Source organism: Actinomadura sp. NPDC000929, from assembly GCF_040492065.1.
GTDB classification, from domain to species: domain Bacteria; phylum Actinomycetota; class Actinomycetes; order Streptosporangiales; family Streptosporangiaceae; genus Spirillospora; species Spirillospora verrucosospora.
The window spans coordinates 18,123-38,466 of record NZ_JBEUPA010000070.1; the positions used below are offsets into that span (position 1 = coordinate 18,123).

The window sequence follows — 20,344 nt, forward strand, 5'->3', positions numbered from 1 at the left end:
ATCGAGCAGGAGAGGAGCCGCCGTGATCGGCCGGAGCGAGGACCAGGGGATTCCGCCCGAGTTCTTCGAGGCGGGGTCGGCGTCGTTCGTCGACTTCCTGCGCCTGCACTCCCCTGAGCTGCTGCCCGTCAACCGGGTGCCCGAGGGGGACGCGCCCGAGCTGCCGCACGGGACGACGGTCCTGGCGCTGACGTTCCCGGGCGGCGTGATGATGGCCGGAGACCGGCGCGCCACCCAGGGCCACCGCATCGCCTACCGCGAGCTCGACAAGGTGCAGCGCGCCGACGAGTACTCCGCCGTCGCCTTCGCGGGAACCGTCGGGCTGGCGCTGGAGATGGTCCGGCTGTTCCAGGTGGAGCTGGAGCACTACGAGAAGATGGAGACCGTCCCGCTGTCGCTGCCGGGCAAGGCCCGCCGCCTCGGCGCCGTGATCCAGGCCAACCTCGCGCAGGCCCTGCAGGGGCTCGCGGTCGTCCCGCTGTTCGCGGGCCTCGACCCCGACTCCGGCGAGGCGCGGATCTACACCTACGACATCACGGGCGCCCCTCAGGAGGCCCGCGGCTTCCACGCGGACGGCTCCGGCTCCCCCTACGCCGCCGGCGCGCTGAAGAAGCTCTACCGCGATGACCTGTCCCTGGAGGACGCCGCCACCGTGTGCGTCCAGGCGCTCTACGACGCGGCCGACGACGACAGCGCAACCGGCGGCCCCGACCCGACCCGGCGCATCTACCCGACGATCGCGGTCGTCACGGCCGACGGCTACCGGCGGCTGCCCGACGAGCAGGTGGCGGCGATCGCCGACGAGGTCGTGCGGGGCCGGACCGAGCGGCCCGGCGGGCCCGTCGCGCCCCTGCGCTGAGCGCCCGAAACCGTCGTACCCGGCTTCTAGACTCGGCCCATGGCACGGGCGAACGACGAGGCTGCGGCCCTCATCCAGGAACTGGCCGATCTGCTGGCCATCACGGGCGGCGACGCCTTCAAGATCAGGGCGTACGAGAAGGCGGCGCGGGCGGTCGCGGGCCACCCGGGCGACATCGCCGGCCTCGACCTGGCCGGGCTGCGGCGGATCCCGGGGGTGGGCGACGCGATCGCCAAGAAGCTCCTCGACTACAACACCACCGGCACGATCCGGCAGGTCGAGGAGCTGCGCACGCAGATCCCGGCCGGGGTCCGCGCCCTGACCGCCATCCCCACGCTCGGCCCGAAGAAGGCCCTCGCCGTCTACGAGGCGCTCGGCGTCTCCTCGGTCGACGAGCTGGCCGCCGCCGTCGAGGAGGGACGGCTCCGCGGGCTCAAGGGCTTCGGCGCCAAGACCGAGGAGAACATCCTCCACGGCATCGAGCTGATGCGCGGATCCGGCGAGCGCGTCCTGGTCGACGCGGCGGCGGGCGTCGCCGACGAGATCGTCGCCGCCCTGTCCGCGCTGCCCCAGGTGGAGCGCTGCGCCCACGCCGGCTCGCTGCGCCGGATGCGCGAGACGATCGGCGACGTCGACGTGCTGGCCGCCTCCCGCGACCCGCGTCCGGTCATGGCGGCGTTCACCGCGCTCCCGTTCGTCGCGGAGGTCATCGCGGGCGGCGACAAGAAGACCTCGATCCGCACCGCCCGGGGCCTGCAGGTCGATCTGCGCGTCGTCCCGCCCGAGTCGTGGGGCGCCGCGCTCCAGTACTTCACCGGCTCCCAGGCCCACAACATCCGCACCCGCGAGATCGCCGTGAAGGCCGGGCTCAGGCTCTCGGAGTACGGGCTGTTCGACGCCCGCACCGACGAGCTGATCGTGTCCGCCACCGAGGAGGAGGTCTACGAGCGCCTCGGCCTGCCCTGGGTACACCCCGCCCTCCGGGAGGACGCCGGCGAGATCGAGGCGGCGCTGAGGGACGAGCTGCCCCGCCTGGTGACCGTCGAGGACCTGCGCGGCGACCTGCACAGCCACACCGACCTGACCGACGGCATCGCCTCACTGGAGGACATGGCCGCCGCCGCGCGGGACCGCGGCCTGGAGTACTACGCGATCACCGACCACGCGCCGAACCTGGTCATGCAGCGCATGACCGACGAGAAGATGCTCGCCCAGCGCGAGCGGATCGCCGAGCTGCGGGATCGGTTCCCCGGCCTCACGCTCCTGCACGGCACCGAGCTCAACATCGACCCCGACGGCGGCGTCGACTGGGACGCCGACTTCCTGTCCGGCTTCGACGTCTGCGTCGCCTCCGTCCACTCCCACTTCACGCAGGACGAGGCGAGCATGACGCGGCGGCTCGTCCGCGCGTGCGAGAACCCCCACGTCCACGTGATCGGGCACCCCACCGCCCGCAGCATCGGCCGCCGGGCGCCGGTGAACGCCGACTGGGACGAGGTGTTCCGCGCCGCCGCCCGCACCGGCACCGCGATGGAGATCGACTCCTTCCCCGACCGCCTCGACCTGCCCGCCGACCTGGTCCGGCGCGCGAAGCGGTTCGGCGTGAAGTTCGCCGTCGACACCGACGCCCACTCGGTCGGCCACCACCGCAACATCCGCTACGGCGTCGGCACCGCCCAGCGGGGCTGGCTGACCCCCGACGACGTCATCAACACCTGGCCGCTGGAGCGTCTGCGCGCGTTCCTGCGCAAGACCTGAGCGCGGGTCAGGCGGGCTGGGGCGCCTCGGCGGGCCGCGGGGCCGCCGGGGCCGGAGCCTCGGCGGCGGGGACGGGGCCCCGGTCGCGCAGCGCGAAGAACAGGCGGAACGCCGCGATCCACATCAGCACCGCGCCGAGCATGTGCAGCAGCACCAGGCCGGCGGGGACGCCGAGGAAGTACTGGACGTAGCCGACGGCGCCCTGCAGCACGATCAGCCCGGCCAGCTCGTGGGCGCGGCGGCGGGCGGCGGCGGGCGCGCCCGTGCGGTGCAGGGCCACGATGGCGAGCGCCGTCAGCGCGATGGTGAGCCAGGCCAGCTCGCCGTGGATCCGGGCGACGTCGGTGATGTCGAAGCCGTAGCGGCGCGACTCGGCGTCGCCCGCGTGCGGGCCGGTGCCGGTGACGACCGTGCCCGCGACGAGCACGGCGGCGCACGAGACCAGCAGCGCGGCGGCGAGGCGGCGCGTCCAGGGCCCGGCGAGCGGCCGGGGCGGCGCGTCGCCCTCCCCCGCGCGGACCCAGAGCGCGACGCAGAACACCAGCAGGGCCGGCGAGACCAGGAAGTGCAGCGAGACGGCCGCCGGGTGCAGCTTGGTCAGCACGACGATGCCGCCGATGACCGCCTGGGCGACCACGCTCATCGGCTGGGCCAGCGCCCACAGCACCAGGCTCCGGCGGCGCGGCCGCAGCCGCAGCGCGGCGACGAACACCAGCACGCCGACGCCCAGCACCACGAAGGTGATCAGCCGGTTGCCGAACTCGATCGACATGTTGAGGACGTGGTGCTCGGGGTTGTGGGTCGGCACGAGGCTGTCGCCGGAGCAGCGCGGCCAGTCGGGGCAGCCGAGCCCGGACTTGGTGACGCGGACGGCGCCGCCGCTGACGACGATCACCACGTTGCCGATGACGCCGATCAGCGCGAGCAGCCGCAGGGACCCGGGCGTCGGGCGCCACACGGCGTTCCAGGTCCGGATCAGGAGGTTGGACGACTCTCGCTCTGCCACGGCACCAATCGTATGGCCGGGTCTCCGTGGCCGTGACCCGGCCCCCGCCCACGCGCGCGCCGCTCCGGCAGCGTCCGCGGGTCAGGCGCCGTACGGGCCGGGCGGCTGCGGCGGCAGGAATCCCGACGGGCCCTGCCGCGCCCACGGCGGCCCGGCCTGGATGCCCGCCCCGGGCCGCGGCGGGGTGCGCAGGAACGCCTGCCTGGCCAGCGACATCAGTGCGAGCAGCGAGTCGCGGCGGGCCACGAACCAGCGCTGGTCGGCGACGCCCCGGTCGGCGCGCTTGTGCAGCAGCGCCAGCTCCGTCGCGGCGAGCTGGTAGTCGACCATGGCGCGTCCGGCGGGCGCGCCGCCGACCGAGCGGGCCCAGCGGCGGGCGGCGCGGCGCGAGGGGATGGAGCGCAGCATCCGCACGTCCTGCGGCGTCACCAGGCCCGTCCCCGCGTACATCGGCAGGTAGGTCTCGATGCGGCGCACGGTGCCGCGCCGCTCGACGAACACGATGACGATCAGCGCCACCAGGACGCAGAAGTCCAGCAGGTAGACGATGCCGAGGCCGCCGAGCCCGAACGCGGCTGCGCCGTTCCACAGCCCGTGCAGCACCATCGCGCCGAGCAGCCCGGCGAGCGGCGCGACGATCTGGCCGCGCCGGTGGGTGGCGGCGTAGGCGACGCCGAGACCGGTCATCGAGGTGAACAGCGGGTGGCTGAGCGGGGCGATCAGGCCGCGCAGGACGAACACCGCCTGGAGCTGCTGCGCGCCGCCGTCCTCGAACGCCCGCGTGTAGTAGGTGACGTTCTCCATCATGGCGAAGCCGAGCCCGACCATGGCCGCGTACATGATCCCGTCGGCGAACCCGTCGATCTCGTTGCGGCGGAACCACAGCATGCCGAACAGGACGGCGCCCTTCAGCGACTCCTCGATGATCGGCGCGCCGACGGCGGCGCTGACGAAGTGGCCCTCCGTCTCGCCGAAGATGGGCACGGTCACGTACAGCATCCCGGCGGTGTTGAGCACGAGGGCGCCCAGCACGGCGACCCCCGCGCCCCACATGAACGAGAAGGCGAGGGCGCGCGGCGGCTCGGGCTCCAGCCGGTCGAGGGTGAGGGCCAGGGCGATCAGCACCGGGATCGGCAGGATCGCGAGGATCACCCCGACCCAGAACCCGGCCCCGCCGAGAGCGGCGTCCGTGCCGAGCGCGACGAGGGCGCACAGCCCCGACACGGTCATGCCGAGGATCAGGCCGACCGGAGGCCGCCCGGGGACACGGCCTTCGAGCACCGCCTTGGGATCCATGCTCGCCATACCGCGAAGCGTAACGGCAGGTCGCACCGATCCGCGAAAGCGCGCCTATCGGTACGGCGCCGGGGTAGAGCGCCGGGTCAGTACAGGAGCGGGTCGACCGCCACGGCGGTGAACAGCAGCGCCAGGTAGACGTTCGACAGGTGGAAGAAGCGCATCGGGCGCAGGTGGACGCCGGTGACCCCGGCGCGCACGGCCTTCAGCAGCCGGTGCCCCTCCGCCAGGAAGACCAGGCCGAGCACCACGGCGACGGCGCCGTACACCGGGCCCATCCCGGCGACGGGCCACAGCAGCAGCGAGCAGGCGACGGTCGCGTAGGTGTACACGAGGCTCTCGACGACGACGCGGCGCTCGGACGCCACGACCGGCAGCATCGGGACCTTGGCGACGGCGTAGTCCTCGCGATAGCGCATCGCGAGCGTCCAGGTGTGCGGGGGCGTCCACAGGAACACCACGCCGAACAGGACGAGCGGCGTCCAGGCGACGCCGCCGGTGACGGCGGCCCAGCCGATGAGGACGGGCATGCACCCGGCGATGCCGCCCCACACGACGTTCTGCGAGGTGCGCCGCTTGAGCAGCAGCGAGTAGACGAAGACGTAGAACAGGATCGCGAACAGCGAGCCGGCCGCGGCGACCGGGTTGACCGTGAGCAGGAACCCGGCTGTGGACAGCACGGCGAGCGTCACCCCGAAGACCAGGGCGCGGGCCGGGGTGACCTGGTGGCGGGCCAGCGGGCGGCGCCGGGTGCGGCGCATCTTGGCGTCGATGTCGCGGTCGATGTAGCAGTTGATCGCGTTGGCGGCGCCGGCGGACATGGTGCCGAACGCCAGCGTCAGCAGCACGGTGGACAGCGGCGGCACGCCCCGGTCCGCCAGGAACATCACCGGGATGGTCGTGATCAGGAGCAGTTCGATCACGCGCGGCTTGGTCAGCGCCACGTAGGCGCGCACGCTGGCGCCCGGCGCGCGCCGAGCGGTCCGCTCGGCGGGAGGCGGCGCGAGCGGGGACGCGGGCGCCTCCGGCACCTGCTCGTCCAGGTCGATCCCGCGCTTGTTACTGAGCACCGTCACAATCGGGTCCACGTCTGACTAGGGATGAGAAATCGGTACCACCCTGGCGGTGCCCCGCGATCGGGCCGGCCTCGGCTGGGTGCGACTTCGGCTGGGTCGTCTTGCCGCGGCCGCTGGCGTCAGCCGCGCAATCACTGTAGTCCGCCCCCCGCGGGGGCCGCGCACCGGGTCGCCGGACGCGCCGCGGGCGATGACCGAACGCCCCGCGAGCGATGCCCGGACGCTCCGCGGGCGCGAGCCGGACGCGCCGCGGACGGGATGCCCGCCGCAACCGCCCGGAGCCGGGGCGACCTCGGATCACCCGCCGGATCACCCGCGCGGGGGGTTAGTCCGCCGGGCGTTCGGGCAAGGGTGCATGAAGCGTCGCGGCCCGGGCCCGGCGCAGCGGTCCTCCGCCCCCGCCTGCGACCGCCCTCCCGCGCGATAGGCTCGCGGCTGGGCGCGGGCTTGATCTTCGCGACCGCGCCCGTGCGGCCGTGCGGGGCGGGGGAAGAGGCGCCGCACCGCCGGGCGTTGTCCTGTGTGGGGGTCGTCTGCGGGGCCGCCGGCGCACAACATTACAGAGTGGTTCTTTGACATCGGTTCGAGAGGAGCCTGGCGTTTCCGTGAGCAGGGACAACAGCACGTTTGAGTGGTCCGACCAGGACCGGCGCGCGGTGGACGTGATCCGCGCCCTCGCCATGGACGCGGTCGAGGAGGCGGGCTCCGGTCACCCAGGCACGGCGATGAGCCTCGCGCCGGCCGCCTACCTTCTCTTCCAGCGGTTCCTGCGGCACGACCCGACGGACCCGCACTGGGCCGGGCGGGACAGGTTCGTGTTGTCCTGCGGCCATTCCAGCCTGACCCTCTACATCCAGCTGTACCTGTCGGGCTACCCGATGACGCTGGACGACCTGAAGTCCCTCCGCAAGTGGGGCAGCCTCACGCCCGGCCACCCCGAGCACGGGCACACCGCGGGCGTTGAGACCACCACCGGCCCCCTTGGGCAGGGCATCGCCAACGCCGTGGGCATGGCGATGGCGGCCCGCCGCGAGCGCGGCCTGTTCGACCCGGACGCGCCCGAGGGCGAGTCCCCCTTCGACCACACCGTCTGGGCGTTCGCGTCCGACGGCGACATCGAGGAGGGCATCAGCCACGAGGCGAGCGCGCTGGCGGCGCACCAGCGCCTCGGCAACCTGGTCCTCCTCTACGACGACAACCACATCTCGATCGAGGACGACACCGCGATCGCGCTGTCGGAGGACGTGCGCGCCCGTTACGCGGCCTACGGCTGGGACGTCCACCACGTCGACTGGACGCAGGACGGCGACTACGAGGAGAACGTCGCCGCGCTGGCGAAGGCGTTCGCCGCGGCCAAGGCCGACACGTCCCGCCCGTCCTTCATCGCGCTCCGCACGATCATCGGCTGGCCGGCGCCGAACAAGAAGAACACCGGCAAGATCCACGGTTCGGCGCTCGGCGCCGACGAGGTCGCCGCGACCAAGCAGATCCTCGGCATGGACCCGGCCGAGAGCTTCCAGGTCCCCGAGGACGTGCTGGCCCACGCCCGCGCCGTGTCCGACCGGGGCCGCGCGGACCACGCCGAGTGGAGCAAGGCGTTCGAGGCGTGGCGCTCCGCGAACCCCGAGCGGGCCGCGGAGTTCGACCGGATCTCCTCGCGGACGCTGCCGGCCGGCTGGGAGAGCGCGCTGCCGGAGTTCGAGGCGGGCAAGTCCATCGCGACCCGCGCGGCGTCCGGCGAGGTGCTGGCGTCGCTGGCGCCGGTGCTGCCGGAACTGTGGGGCGGCTCGGCCGACCTCGCGGAGAGCAACAACACGACGATGAAGGGCGAGCCGTCCTTCATCCCGGAGGAGTTCCAGACCAAGGAGTTCCCCGGCCACCGCTACGGCCGCACGCTGCACTTCGGCGTCCGCGAGCACGCGATGGCCGCGATCTGCAACGGCATCGCGCTGCATGGCGGCACCCGCCCCTACGGCGGCACGTTCCTGATCTTCAGTGACTACATGCGCCCGGCGGTCCGGCTGGCGGCGCTGATGAAGCTGCCGGTCACCTTCGTCTGGACGCACGACTCGATCGGGCTCGGCGAGGACGGCCCGACCCACCAGCCCGTCGAGCACCTGTGGGCGCTGCGGGCGATCCCGGGCCTGGACGTCGTCCGTCCCGCCGACGCCAACGAGACCGCGGTGGCGTGGCGGACGATCCTGCAGCACACCGACCGCCCGGCCGGCCTGGCGCTGACCCGGCAGAAGCTGGCGACGCTGGAGCGCGGCGGCGAGATCGCCTCCGCCGAGGGCGCGGCCAAGGGCGGCTACGTGCTGGCCGACGCCGACGGCGGGCGGCCCGAGGTGATCCTCATCGCGACCGGCAGCGAGGTGGAGCTGGCGCTGCAGGCGCGCACGACGCTGCAGTCCGAGGGCACCCCGACCCGCGTGGTGTCGATGCCGTGCGTGGAGTGGTTCGAGCAGCAGAGCGACGCCTACCGGCAGGAGGTGCTGCCGCCGGGCGTGCGCGCCCGGGTGTCGGTCGAGGCCGGCGTGGCGCTCGGCTGGCGCGGCTACGTCGGCGACGCCGGCGAGTCGGTGAGCCTGGAGCACTTCGGCGCCTCGGCCGACTACAAGACCCTGTTCCTGCAGTTCGGCATCACGCCCGAGCGCGTGGTGGCGGCGGCCAAGGCCAGCCTCATCCGGGCCGGCGTGCGCCACGCGGGGCAGGGCGAGACGACCGGCAACTGAGTCACGGCCCGCGAGGCGGGCGGCGTCCGCGCACCCCCGCACGCCGCCCGCCCGCCCCGGCGGGGCGATGAAGACGACGACGAGGAGAAGAGCGATGAGCGACATTCTGAAGAAGCTCTCGGGCGAGGGCGTCTCGATCTGGCTGGACGACATCAGCCGGGAGCGGCTGCGCACGGGCAACCTGGCGGAGCTGGTCAAGGACAAGCACGTCGTCGGCGTCACGTCCAACCCGACGATCTTCGCGAAGGCGCTGAGCAAGGGCGACGCCTACGACGAGCAGGTCCGCGACCTCGCGGTGCGCGGCGTGGACGTCGAGGAGGCGGCCCGCGCCATCACCACCTACGACATCCGGTGGGGCTGCGACGTGCTGCGCCCGGTCTACGACCGGACCGAGGGCCTGGACGGCCGCGTGTCGATCGAGGTCGACCCGCGGGTGGCCCGCGACACCCGCCGCACGATCGCCGAGGCGCGGGCGCTGTGGTGGATGGTGGACCGGCCCAACCTGCTCATCAAGATCCCGGCGACGGAGGAGGGCCTGCCGGCGATCACGGCGGTGCTGGCCGAGGGCATCAGCGTGAACGTGACGCTGATCTTCTCGCTGGAGCGCTACGGCAAGGTCATCGACGCGTTCTTCGCCGGGCTGGAGAAGGCCCGGGAGAACGGCCACGACCTGTCGAAGATCGCCTCGGTGGCCTCGTTCTTCGTCAGCCGGGTGGACACCGAGATCGACAAGCGGCTCGACAAGATCGGCTCGGACGAGGCGAAGGCGCTGCGCTCCAAGGCGGGCCTCGCCAACGCCCGGCTCGCCTACGCGCTGTACGAGGAGAAGTCCGCCACCGATCGGTGGAAGGCGCTCAAGGACGCCGGGGCGCGCCCGCAGCGGCCGCTGTGGGCCTCGACCGGCGTGAAGGACCCCGACCTCAGCGACACCCTGTACGTGGACGAGCTGGTCGCGCCGGGCACGGTCAACACGATGCCGGAGGCGACGCTGGTGGCCGAGGCCGACCACGGCCAGGTCCGCGGCGACACCGTCCGGGGCGCCTATGACGACGCCCGCGCGCACATGGCGGCGCTGAAGGACGTCGGCGTCGACTACGACGACGTCGTGCGGGTGCTGGAGGAGGAGGGCGTCGAGAAGTTCGAGGCGTCCTGGACGGAGCTCCTCGACACCATCACCGGCGAGCTGGAGTCCAAGAAGGCCGGCGCGTGACGTCGGTGGTGACCGCCGGGGGGATCTCGGTCACCATCCGCGGCACCGTCGTCGACGAGAGCGAGACGGTCCTGGACCGTCTCGTCTCCGACGGCGTGCCCGGCTCGCTCGCGTCCCGCAACGCCAAGCTGTGGGGTCCGGACGCGGCCCCGCTCGCCGCCCGCCGGCTCGGCTGGCTGGGCCTGCCGGAGACCTCGCGTTACCTGTGCGACCGGCTGTCGGAGCTGGTGGGCGAGGTCCGCTCCGCCGGGCTCGACCGGATCGTGCTGGCGGCGTCCGGGGGTCCGGCGCTGGCGGCGGAGGCGATCTGCCGGACGGCGGGCGCGGACCTGACCGTCCTCGACACCACCGACCCGCACGAGGTGTCCGCCGTCCTGGCCGCCGGCCTGGACCGGACGCTCGTCGTCGTGGCGGACGAGGGCGTCGAGGCCGAATCGCTGCGGCGCGTCTTCGGGCGCGCCTTCTCCGAGGCCGGGCTGAAGGGCGCCGAGCTGGCCCGCCGGTTCGTCGTGGTCGCCGAAGAGGGCTCCGCCCTCCAGCAGGCGGCCCGCGACGTCGGGCACCACTTCGTCCCGGCCGAGGAGGACGTCGACGGCCGGTTCGGCGCGCTCGGCGCGCGGGCGCTGGTCCCGGCGGCGCTCGCGGGAGTGGACGTCGGGTCCCTGCTGGACGAGGCGTCCCGGCTCGCGGCGGTGCTGCGGCAGCCCTACGACAACCCGGCGCTGGCGCTCGGCGCGGCGCTGGCCTCCTCGGCGCTCGGCTCCCGCGACAAGCTGGTGATCGCCGACCTCGGGTCCGGCCTGGAGGGCTTCGCCGCGTGGGCGGAGCAGCTGGTCGCCGGGGCGATGGGCAAGGACGGCAAGGGTCTGCTCCCGGTCGCGGTGGAGGGCGTCGACGCGCCCGGCTTCGAGCTGACCGGCGACCTGCGGCGCGTCATCCTGGGCCGCCGCCCGGACGAGCCGGGCCCCGGGCGCGAGGCGGGGGTGAGCGTCGCCGGGCCGCTCGGCGGGCAGTTCCTGCTGTGGGAGTACGCGGTCGCGGTGGCGTGCCGGGTGATCGGGGTCGACCCGTTCACCGAGCCCGACGTCGGCGAGTCGCGGGAGAGCACGGCGGCGCTGCTGCGCTCGGAGGAGGGCGCCGCGCCGACGGTGGTGCACCGGCCCCCCGAGCTGGTCGAGGGCGCCGTCGAGATGCACGCCCCCGAGGACGCGCTGCGCGGCGCGCGGACCCTCACCGAGGCGCTGGACGTCCTGCTGGAGGACATCGAGGACGGCGGCTACCTCGCGCTCCTGGCCTACCTCGACCGGACCGCGGACGCCGCGGCGGCGGAGCTGCGGCCGCTGCTGGCGGCGCGGGCCGCCAAGGTCCGCCGCAATCCCGCCCCCGTCACCTTCGGCTGGGGGCCCCGCTGCCTGCACACGGCCGGGCAGTACCACAAGGGCGGCCCGGCGAACGGCGCGTTCCTGATGGTCACCGGTGCCGTCTCCGGCGACGTCCCCGTGCCGGGCAGGCCCTACAGCCTCGGCGAGCTGCAGCTCGCGCAGGCGTTCGGCGACCTGCGGGTGCTGCGGTCGCTCGGCCGTCCCGCCTTCCGGATCCACCTGCGCGACCGCGCCGAGGGACTCGACCGGCTCGCGGCCGCGCTGGGCTGACCGACCGGGTCCGGCCGCGTCGACTCACCGCGACCGGCCGGATCCGGGACGCGACCAAGAAGATCGATGGAGATGGTCGCGAATGCCCTTTCTCTCCTGAAACGATGGGGGCCGGGAGGGAACGGTGTCAGGATTCGACGTACTCACGCGCGGTGACGTGCTGGACTCGGCGCTGCAGGCGCGGGACTACCTCGTGAGCTGCGGCGTCCCCGGTGCGCTGGCCGCCAAGGACCCTCAGCTGTGGGGGCGGCGGGCGGTCGACCACAGCCGGCTGGGCTGGCTCGACCTGCCGTTCGCCTCCCGCGGGCTGCTGAACCAGGTCGGCGGGCTGGTGGCGGAGGCGCGGTACTCGGGCCTCGACCATGTGGTGCTGATCGGCGTCGGCGCGGAGAGCCTCGCCGCGCAGGCCGTCGTGGAGGCGCAGGCGCCCGCGATGGCGGGCGCCGGCGGCGCGGCCGAGCGGCCGTCCGGCGAGCTGACCGTGCTGGACGGCGGCGACACCGCCGCGCTCGCGTTCGCGATGGAGCGGCTCGACCGCACGCTGGTCGTGCTGGCCAGCAAGGCGGGCGTGTCCCTGGAGGGCGACGCCTACCGCCGGATCTTCGCGGCGGCGTTCCGGGAGCGGGGCCTGTCGGAGCGGGAGATCGCGAGCCGGTTCCTCGTCATCACCGACCACGGCAGCCCGCTGCACGACTTCGCCCGCCAGTGCGGCTACCGGATCGGGCTGACCGACCCCTACCTGCCCGGGCACTACGGCGCCCTGTCCGCCTACGGGCTCGTCCCCGCCGTGCTGGCGGGCGCGGACGCCGACCGGCTCCTGGAGGAGGCGGCGTCGCTCGTGCCGTCGCTGTCCAGGAACGAGGACAACCCGGGCCTGCTGCTCGGCGCCGTCATCGGCGGCTGCGCGCAACAGGGGCCGGGCGGCCTCGCCCGCGACAAGGTGCTGCTGCGCGAACCGGGCGGGCCGGGCGCGCTGAGCGCGTGGATCGCCCAGCTGCTCGCGGTCGGCACCGGCAAGCGGGGGCGCGGCGTGCTGGCCTTCGAGCCGCCCGGCGGCCGGGGCGACTTCCCCGACGTGCACGGCGTGTCGGTCAATCCGCGCTCGGCGGCGCAGGACGAGTCCGACACCTCGGTGTGGGCGCCGCTCGGCGCGCAGTTCCTGCTGTGGGAGTACGCGACGGCGGTCGCCGGGTGGCTGCTCGGCGTGAACCCGTTCGAGGCGGGCAGCGCGGTCGTCCAGGAAGCCGAGGACGACGCCGCCACGCTGCTGCGCACGGTCGCGACCGGGTCGCTCACGGCGGAGCGGCCGGTGTACGTCGAGGACGACATCGAGGTGCACGCCGACTTCCCGTGGCCGCCCGGCGCCGAGCTGCAGACCGTCCTCGGCGGCCTGGTCGCCTCGGTGCCGTCCGACGGCTACCTCGCGGTCATGACGTACCTGTCGGGCGACTTCTCCGGGCGCTACCTCGCGCCGTCGCTGGCCCGCGCGTCCGGGCGCCCCGTCGCCTACGGGCCGGGACCCGGCTACCCGCACGCCACGGGTCCGGTGCACAAGGACGGTCCGGGCAACGGCGCGTTCCTGATCATCACCGGCGATCCCGCGCCGGGCGACGCGCTGGCCGCGCACCCCGTCCCCGGGCGCCCCTACAGCCTGGCGCAGCTGCAGATCGCGCGCGCCCTCGGGGAGCTGCGGGCGCTGCGCGCGCGGCGGCTGCCGGTCATCCGGCTGCACCTGCGCAACCCGGTGGACGGCGCGGGACGGCTGATCGAGGCGGTCCGCGCGGTGGCGGGGGCGCGCAGACCGTGAGCTTCACCGCCGTCGTCTCGGGGGAGACGGCCATCACCGCTCGCGGTCCGCTGAAGGAGGCCGCCGAGCGGGTCCTGGGAAGGTTGTGGATCGACCAGGTGCCGGTCCGGCTCGCCTCGGAGGACGCGTCGCTGTGGCCGTCGGCGGCCACCGCCGGCGTGGAGGGCCGCCCGCTGTGCTGGCCTGGGCAGCCCGGTCCCGGCCGCGCGGTGTTGGAACGTGCCGAACAGCTGCGCGCGCGGGCCCGCGAGGACGGGCTGACCGACGTGGTGCTGCTCGGCGGCGGCGCCCCGGCCCGCGCCGCAGAGCTGATCGTCCGCGCCGGCGGAGCACCCGCGCCGGACGGCCGCGGCTCGCTGACGGTGCTGGACGGCCCCGACCCCGGGCCGCCGCTGCGCCTCAGGGAGGACCCGGAGCGGCTGAACCGGACGGCGTTCGTGGTGACCGGCGGCGACCCGGCCACCGAGGCGCTGCGCGAGGTGCTCGCGGAGGCGCTGCGGGAGGAGGGCCTGTCCCCCGCCGGGATCGCGCGGCGGTTCGTGACGGTCGCCGAGCCGCGCGCGGCGGCGGCCGGGCACGCGGCGGAGGCGGGGCACGCGCTGGTGGAGGCTCCGGCGCCCACCGCGTTCGGCGCGCTGTCCCCCTACGCGCTGGTGCCCGCGGCGCTCGCCGGCGCCGACGTCGGGGCGCTGCTGGAGGAGGCCACCGCCGTCCTGCCGTCGCTCACGCGGCCGGAGCACAATCCGGGGCTCGTGCTCGGCGCCATCCTCGGCGGAGCGGCCCGCGCCGGGCGGCGGACGGCCGTGCTCGGCGGCTACCCGGCGGCGCTGCCGGGCATCGCCGGATGGGCGGCGCTGCTGCTGCGGGAGGCGGCGGGCGGCCGGCTGGTGCCGGTCGTCCAGGACGGGGGCCTGCCGTTGCAGCCCGACGACGACCTGTTCCTGCTGACGTTCGACGGCCGCCCGCACCAGGACGACGCCACGGTCGCCGGGCCGCTCGCCGCGCAACTCGTCGTATGGGAGTACGCCGCCGCGGTGGCGTCCTACCTGCTGGAGGCCGACCCGCTGGCGGCGGCGGAACGGCCCGCCCCGATGACGCTGGACGACGGGACCGGCGAGCCGCTGTTCGCCGACGGCGACCCCGGCCAGGCGGTCGAGGCCCGCACGGCCGTCCCCGCGCTGGCCGGCGCGTCCGGGCTCACCGGGCTCACCGGGCTCACCGGGCTGCTGGACGCGCTGGCCGGTCGCGTCGGGCGGGGCGAGCACCTCGTGCTGGTCGCCCACCTCGACCCGGACGAGGCGCGCGGCCAGGGTGCGCAGGTGCGCCGGCTCGCCGCGCTGCTCGCCGCGCGCTGCGGGCGGCCGGTGCGGGTGGACTGGGGCACGCGGCCGCCCGCGACCGGAAATGATCACCCGGACGGATGCGTTTACCTTCTGGTGACCGGGAACGTCGTCCGCGACGTGCCGGTCCCCGGCCGGCACCACACGCTCGGCATGCTGCAGCTCGCGCGGGCGCTGGGGGACGCCCGCGACGCGTGCGCGGCGGGCCGCCCGGTGGTCCGGCTCCACCTGCAGAACCGCTGGGCGGGGCTGGCCCGGCTGCTCGACGCCGCCAGAGGAGACATATGAGCGCGCACACCGGGAACCGGCGAAGACCGTGGCCGGACAGGGGGCGATACCGAGTTGGGGCCCGCGATACGAGTTGGGGCAGGATGCTTGAAGCAGTAGTCGAAGAAGGCGCAGTGCGATCAGAGGGGGCCACGTGACCAACACAGCCAATCCGCTCCGCGACCCGCGGGACAAGCGCCTGCCGCGGGTGGCCGGGCCGTGCGTGCTCGTGCTGTTCGGTGTCACCGGGGACCTGTCGCGCAAGAAGCTCCTCCCGGCGATCTACGATCTGGCGAACCGGGGGCTGCTGCCGCCGGGCTTCTCCCTGGTGGGATTCGCTCGGCGCGACTGGGAGAACGAGGACTTCCGCCAGATCGCCTACGAGTCCGTCAAGGCCCACGCGCGGACCCCGTTCCGCGAGGACGTGTGGACGCACCTGATGGAGGGCATGCACTTCGTCCCCGGTGAGTTCAGCGACCCGGGCGCGTTCGACGCGCTGGCGATGGCGGTCAAGGAGCTGGACGAGAGCCGCGGCACCGGGGGCAACTACGCGTTCTACCTGTCGATCCCCCCGAAGTTCTTCCCGCAGGTCGTCGAGCAGCTGCAGCGCAGCGGCCTCGCCGACCGCAAGGAGGGCTCCTGGCGCCGGGTCGTCATCGAGAAGCCCTTCGGCCGCGACCTGAAGACCGCGGTGGAGCTGAACGACACCGTGCACCGCGTGTTCCCCGAGGAGGCGATCTTCCGGATCGACCACTACCTCGGCAAGGAGACGGTGCAGAACATCCTGGCCCTGCGGTTCGCCAACACGATGTTCGAGCCGATCTGGAACCGCTCCTTCGTCGACCACGTGCAGATCACGATGGCCGAGGACATCGGGATCGGCGGCCGGGCCGGGTACTACGACGGCATCGGCGCCGCCCGCGACGTCATCCAGAACCACCTGCTCCAGCTGCTGGCGCTCACCGCGATGGAGGAGCCGACCTCGTTCAGCGCCGACGCCGTCCGCGCCGAGAAGGCCAAGATCCTTTCCGCGGTGCGGGTGCGGGGCGACCTGGCCCAGTCGACGGCGCGCGGGCAGTACGCGGCGGGCTGGCAGGGCGGCGTGAGCGTCCGGGGGTACCTGGAGGAGGAGGGCATCCCCGCCGACTCGCGCACCGAGACCTACGCGGCGGTCAAGCTGGAGATCGACAACCGCCGCTGGGCGGGCGTCCCGTTCTACCTGCGCACCGGCAAGCGGCTGAGCCGCCGGGTCACGGAGGTGGCGATGGTGTTCCAGCAGGCGCCGCACCTGCCGTTCTCACACACCGACACCGAGGAGCTCGGGCAGAACGCCCTGGTGATGCGGGTGCAGCCGGACGAGGGCATCACGGTCCGGTTCGGCTCGAAGGTGCCCGGCACCTCGATGGAGATCCGCGACGTCAACATGGACTTCGCCTACGGCGAGTCCTTCACCGAGGCCTCGCCCGAGGCCTACGAGCGGCTGCTGCTCGACGTGCTGATCGGCGACCCGCCGCTGTTCCCCCGGCAGGAGGAGGTCGAGCTGTCCTGGAAGATCCTCGACCCCATCGAGGAGTACTGGGCCAGCCGGGGCGGCCTCGACCAGTACAAGGCCGGCGGCTACGGGCCCGACAGCGCCGACGAGCTGATGGCGCGGGACGGCCGAACCTGGAGGCGGCTCTAGATGAACATCGATCTGACCGGCACGACGACCCGCAAGATCCAGGACGCGCTGACGCAGTCCCGGCATCTGATGGGCGGCCCGGCCGTCGGCATGGTGCTCACACTGATCATCGTGACGGACGAGTCGGCGCAGTACGACGCGGTGCGCGCCGCGACCGAGGCGGCGCGCGAGCACCCCTGCCGGGTGCTGACCGTCATCTCCCGCGACCCGCGGGGCAACTCCTCGCGGCTCGACGCGGAGATCCGGATGGGCGAGACCGGCCCCGGCGAGACGGTGCTGCTGCGCATGTACGGGCCGCTCGCCGAGCACGCCGACTCCGTCGTCGTGCCGCTGCTGATGCCCGACACCCCGGTGGTGACGTGGTGGCCCGGCGGCAAGGTGCCGAAGGTGCCCGCCAAGGACCCGCTGGGCCGGCTGGCGCAGCGCCGGGTGACCGACGCCTACGCGGCCCGCGACCGGCTCGGCACCCTGGCCCAGCTCGCCGAGGGCTACCGGCCGGGCGACACCGACTTCACCTGGACGCGGCTGACCTCCTGGCGGTCGCTGCTGGCGGCCGCGCTCGACCAGGAGCACGACGAGATCACCTCGGGCGAGGTGATGGCCGAACCGGACTCCCCGAGCGCGGAGCTGCTGGCGGCGTGGCTGTCGGTCCGGCTCGGCGTCCCGGTGGACCGGAGGGTCTCCGAGGGCCCCGGCATCACCGGCGTCCGGCTGGTGACGACGGGCGGCGACCTGGTCATCGACCGCCCGGACGGGCGGGTCGCGACGCTGTGCCGCCCCGGCCAGCCCGACCGGCAGGTGTCGCTGATGCGGCGGCCGATGGCGGAGCTGCTGGCCGAGGAGCTGCGGCGCCTCGACCCCGACGAGGTCTACCGCGACGCCGCCGCCCGGTTCGCCAAGGACCTGGCGGGCGGGACGCAGAAGCCGGGCGTGGCGAGCGAGCCGGTGTCGGCGACGTCCGACGCGGCCGCGCCGCCCAGGAAGCAGGCGACGGCCAAGCGGGCGGGAGCCGGGCAGGCGGACTCGAAGCAGGCGGACTCGAAGCAGCCGGCGCGCAAGGGCCGCGGCAGGACGGGGGACGCGTGACCGCCCCGACCGTCCTGGTCCACCGCGACCAGTCCCTGCTCGCCGAGGCGGCCGCGGCCCGGCTCGTGACGCGGATCGCCGACGCCCAGGCGGCGCGGGGTACGGCGTCGGTGGTGCTCACCGGCGGCGGCGTCGGCACGGCGGTGCTCGCCGCGCTGGCCGCCTCCGGCGCCCGCGACGCGGTCGACTGGGGCCGGCTCGACCTGTGGTGGGGCGACGAGCGCTTCCTGCCCGCCGGAGACCCTGAGCGCAACGAGACCGGGGCGCGGGAGGCGCTGCTCGACCACGTCCCGCTCGACCCGGCGCGGGTCCACGCGATGCCGGCGGCCGACGGCCCGGACGGCGACGACCCGGACGCCGCGGCCGAGCGGTACGCCGCCGAGCTGCGGTCCGCCGCCGGAACGGGGGGCGGACCGGTCCCGGCCTTCGACGTGGTGATGCTGGGCGTCGGCCCCGACGCGCACGTGGCGTCGCTGTTCCCGGAGCTGCCGGCGCTGCGCGACGAGGGAGCGGTGGCGGCGGTGCGGGGCGCCCCGAAGCCGCCCCCGACCCGGATCTCGCTGACGTTCCCCTCCCTGCGCGCCGCGGACGAGGTGTGGCTGCTGGCGGCGGGCGAGTCCAAGGCGAAGGCCATCGGGCTCGGGCTGGCGCCGGACGCGGACCCCTTCCACGTCCCGTGCGCGGGGGCCCGCGGGCGGAGCCGGACCCTGTTCCTGCTCGACCGGGCCGCCGCGTCCGAGCTTCCGCCGGGTACGGGGCGCGTCATCGCCCCTTGAACCCCGCGTGAAGTAAGGCCCGTACACCTGGGAGAAGACTGAACAGTAGCGGTGCTCCCGCATGCCTCGGCCGAAAGCGTGCATACCTTCACCAAGGGAAAACCCGCGTCGAGCGTGAGGAGTTCTCAGGTGCTCAAGGGTCGGACCGGGACGGTGGGAGCGGCGGTCGCCGGGGCGGCGGTGATCGCCGCCGCGGGCTGCTCGTCCGGTGGCGGTGGAGGAGGGGGCGGTGACGGCGGCGAGGCCGGGGACGCGGTGAAGCTCGCCGTCACGCCCGCCACCGGGACGCGGCAGGCGGCCCCGGACAAACCGGTCACCGTCACGGCGGACAACGGCACGCTCACGAGCGTGACCGTCACCTACGGCAAGAAGGGCGCGAAGGCCGCGGGGAAGCTCGCCGCCGACAGGAAGTCGTGGACGTCGTCGTGGACGCTGCGGCCGTCCACGACGTACACGGTCACGGCCAAGGCCACCGGGGACGGCGGCAAGCAGGCCACGACGACGTCGACGTTCACGACGCTGACGCCGCGCAGGAAGCTGGAGAGCGGCATGTCGCCGCTGGACGGCGAGACCGTCGGCGTCGGCATGCCCGTCCAGCTGCTGCTGTCCAAGCCGGTGAGCACCAAGGCCGGCAAGGCGGCGGTGGAGAAGGCCCTCGAGGTCCGCATGTCCAAGCCGGTCGAGGGCGCCTGGTCCTGGATCGGCGACAAGGAGGTCGACTTCCGGCCCCGCGACTACTGGCCGTCCGGGCAGAAGGTGGAGGTCGTCGCGCACCTGGCGGGGCTGAACGCCGGCGGGGGCATGTACGGGATGAAGGACCGCACCGTCGGCTTCACCGTCGGGCCGCGTCACATCACCACCGTCGACGCCAAGAAGCACCGGGCGACGGTCACCGACGGCGGCAGGACGGTGCGGACGATGAAGGTGAGCCTCGGCAAGCCGGGCCACGACAGCTACAGCGGCACCATGATCGCGCAGGAGAAGGCGGCGCACATCGTCATGGACTCGGCCACCACCGGCGACCCCGGCGAGTACCGGATCCCGACGAAGTGGAACGTCCGGCTCACCTACAGCGGGACGTTCGTCCACTCGGCGCCGTGGTCGACCGACGCGCAGGGCAACGACAACGTCAGCCACGGGTGCGTGAACGCCTCCCCGGGCGACGCCAAGTGGTTCTACGACTTCACCAACCGGGGCGACGTGGTGAAGGTGACCGGCACGTCGCGGCAGCTCCAGTTCGGGAACGGGCCGACGCCGTGGGCGAAGTCCTGGGACGCATGGCTGAAGGGCAGCGCGGTGGGCGAGCCGGTCATGGGCACGCCCCTCGCCTGAGGCCACCGGTGCCGTCCGCGACCCCACTGGCACACTTGGTGCCATGCAGAAGCTCTCGTTGGACGCACAGGTCCGGGGCCTGATGAAGCGCGCCGCCGCGGCCTCGACCGGGCGCGGCGCCGAGACCGTGTACGGCGGGCACGAGCACGTCCTGCGCCAGACGCTGATCGCCATGACGGCGGGCACGGCGCTGGCGGAGCACGAGAGCCCCGGCGAGGCGACGGTCCTGGTCATGCAGGGCCGCGTGCGGCTGGTGGCCGGCCAGGACTCCTGGGACGGCATCGCCGGGGACCTGCTGATCATCCCGGACGCGCGGCACAGCCTGGAGGCGCTGGAGGACGCCGCGGTGCTGCTCACCGTGGCCAAGCCCGGCTGACCGGGCGGTGAGGCGCCGGGCCGGGCTAAGTCAAGAACGATCGGATGTTGCTTTCATTGAGCAAGGACACGGTAACCACGAATCCCCCGG

14 protein-coding genes and 1 pseudogene are annotated in these 20,344 nt (G+C 74.1%); 12 read left to right on the forward strand and 3 right to left on the reverse strand.

Annotated features, from left to right (window positions below; genetic code table 11):
• The first annotated feature begins 22 nt into the window (after nucleotides 1-22).
• Both prcB and polX read left to right on the forward strand, forming a co-directional pair.
• The gene (gene prcB / locus ABWI04_RS23395; RefSeq protein ID WP_345181036.1) at nucleotides 23-859 is read left to right on the forward strand and encodes a proteasome subunit beta; all 837 of its coding nucleotides are present in this window, start codon (nucleotides 23-25) and stop codon (nucleotides 857-859) included.
• 39 nt (nucleotides 860-898) lie between these two features.
• A complete protein-coding gene (gene polX, locus ABWI04_RS23400; protein WP_353833774.1) occupies nucleotides 899-2,617 on the forward strand; it encodes a DNA polymerase/3'-5' exonuclease PolX in 1,719 nt (572 codons plus the stop codon).
• Nucleotides 2,618-2,624: 7 nt separating this feature from the next.
• On the opposite strand, the gene ABWI04_RS23405 is transcribed toward polX, so the two are convergent.
• From ABWI04_RS23405 to ABWI04_RS23415, 3 genes are all read right to left on the reverse strand, one after another.
• Nucleotides 2,625-3,623 (reverse strand): COX15/CtaA family protein, encoded by a 999-nt coding sequence (locus ABWI04_RS23405; protein WP_345181031.1) that lies wholly within the window; start codon nucleotides 3,621-3,623, stop codon nucleotides 2,625-2,627.
• Nucleotides 3,624-3,704: 81 nt separating this feature from the next.
• On the reverse strand, nucleotides 3,705-4,928 hold the full coding sequence (locus ABWI04_RS23410; protein ID WP_345181029.1) for a PrsW family intramembrane metalloprotease: 1,224 nt from the start codon (nucleotides 4,926-4,928) through the stop codon (nucleotides 3,705-3,707).
• Between the two features lie 77 nt (nucleotides 4,929-5,005).
• The gene (locus ABWI04_RS23415) at nucleotides 5,006-5,995 is read right to left on the reverse strand and encodes a heme o synthase (RefSeq protein WP_449719268.1); all 990 of its coding nucleotides are present in this window, start codon (nucleotides 5,993-5,995) and stop codon (nucleotides 5,006-5,008) included.
• A gap of 605 nt (nucleotides 5,996-6,600) precedes the next feature.
• On the opposite strand from ABWI04_RS23415, the gene tkt reads away from it, so the two are divergent.
• The 10 genes and pseudogenes from tkt (at nucleotide 6,601) to ABWI04_RS23465 (ending at nucleotide 20,254) form a co-directional block, all read left to right on the forward strand.
• Complete coding sequence (gene tkt / locus ABWI04_RS23420; protein ID WP_353833775.1) at nucleotides 6,601-8,727, forward strand: transketolase; 2,127 nt, start codon at nucleotides 6,601-6,603, stop codon at nucleotides 8,725-8,727.
• 94 nt (nucleotides 8,728-8,821) lie between these two features.
• A complete protein-coding gene (gene tal / locus ABWI04_RS23425) occupies nucleotides 8,822-9,937 on the forward strand; it encodes a transaldolase (RefSeq protein ID WP_345181025.1) in 1,116 nt (371 codons plus the stop codon).
• Entirely contained in the window at nucleotides 9,934-11,589 is a 1,656-nt protein-coding gene (locus ABWI04_RS23430; protein WP_353833776.1) for a glucose-6-phosphate isomerase, read from the forward strand. Before tal ends, ABWI04_RS23430 begins: the two co-directional genes overlap by 4 nt.
• 124 nt (nucleotides 11,590-11,713) lie before the next feature.
• Nucleotides 11,714-13,396 (forward strand): phosphoheptose isomerase, encoded by a 1,683-nt coding sequence (locus tag ABWI04_RS23435; RefSeq protein ID WP_345181020.1) that lies wholly within the window; start codon nucleotides 11,714-11,716, stop codon nucleotides 13,394-13,396.
• Entirely contained in the window at nucleotides 13,393-15,024 is a 1,632-nt protein-coding gene (locus ABWI04_RS23440) for a glucose-6-phosphate isomerase (RefSeq protein WP_353833777.1), read from the forward strand. Before ABWI04_RS23435 ends, ABWI04_RS23440 begins: the two co-directional genes overlap by 4 nt.
• A 133-nt stretch (nucleotides 15,025-15,157) precedes the next feature.
• A complete protein-coding gene (gene zwf, locus ABWI04_RS23445) occupies nucleotides 15,158-16,684 on the forward strand; it encodes a glucose-6-phosphate dehydrogenase (protein ID WP_345181016.1) in 1,527 nt (508 codons plus the stop codon).
• Nucleotides 16,685-17,596 (forward strand): annotated as a pseudogene (gene opcA / locus ABWI04_RS23450) (glucose-6-phosphate dehydrogenase assembly protein OpcA); the annotation flags it as partial. It lies immediately after the preceding gene.
• Nucleotides 17,597-17,766: 170 nt separating this feature from the next.
• Nucleotides 17,767-18,546: a 6-phosphogluconolactonase gene (gene pgl / locus ABWI04_RS23455; RefSeq protein ID WP_353833779.1), complete on the forward strand. Its 780-nt coding sequence runs from the start codon at nucleotides 17,767-17,769 to the stop codon at nucleotides 18,544-18,546.
• A 129-nt stretch (nucleotides 18,547-18,675) separates the two neighbouring features.
• On the forward strand, nucleotides 18,676-19,878 hold the full coding sequence (locus ABWI04_RS23460) for a L,D-transpeptidase (RefSeq protein ID WP_345181009.1): 1,203 nt from the start codon (nucleotides 18,676-18,678) through the stop codon (nucleotides 19,876-19,878).
• A 43-nt stretch (nucleotides 19,879-19,921) separates the two neighbouring features.
• Nucleotides 19,922-20,254: a cupin domain-containing protein gene (locus tag ABWI04_RS23465; RefSeq protein WP_345181007.1), complete on the forward strand. Its 333-nt coding sequence runs from the start codon at nucleotides 19,922-19,924 to the stop codon at nucleotides 20,252-20,254.
• The last annotated feature ends 90 nt before the right edge of the window (nucleotides 20,255-20,344 follow it).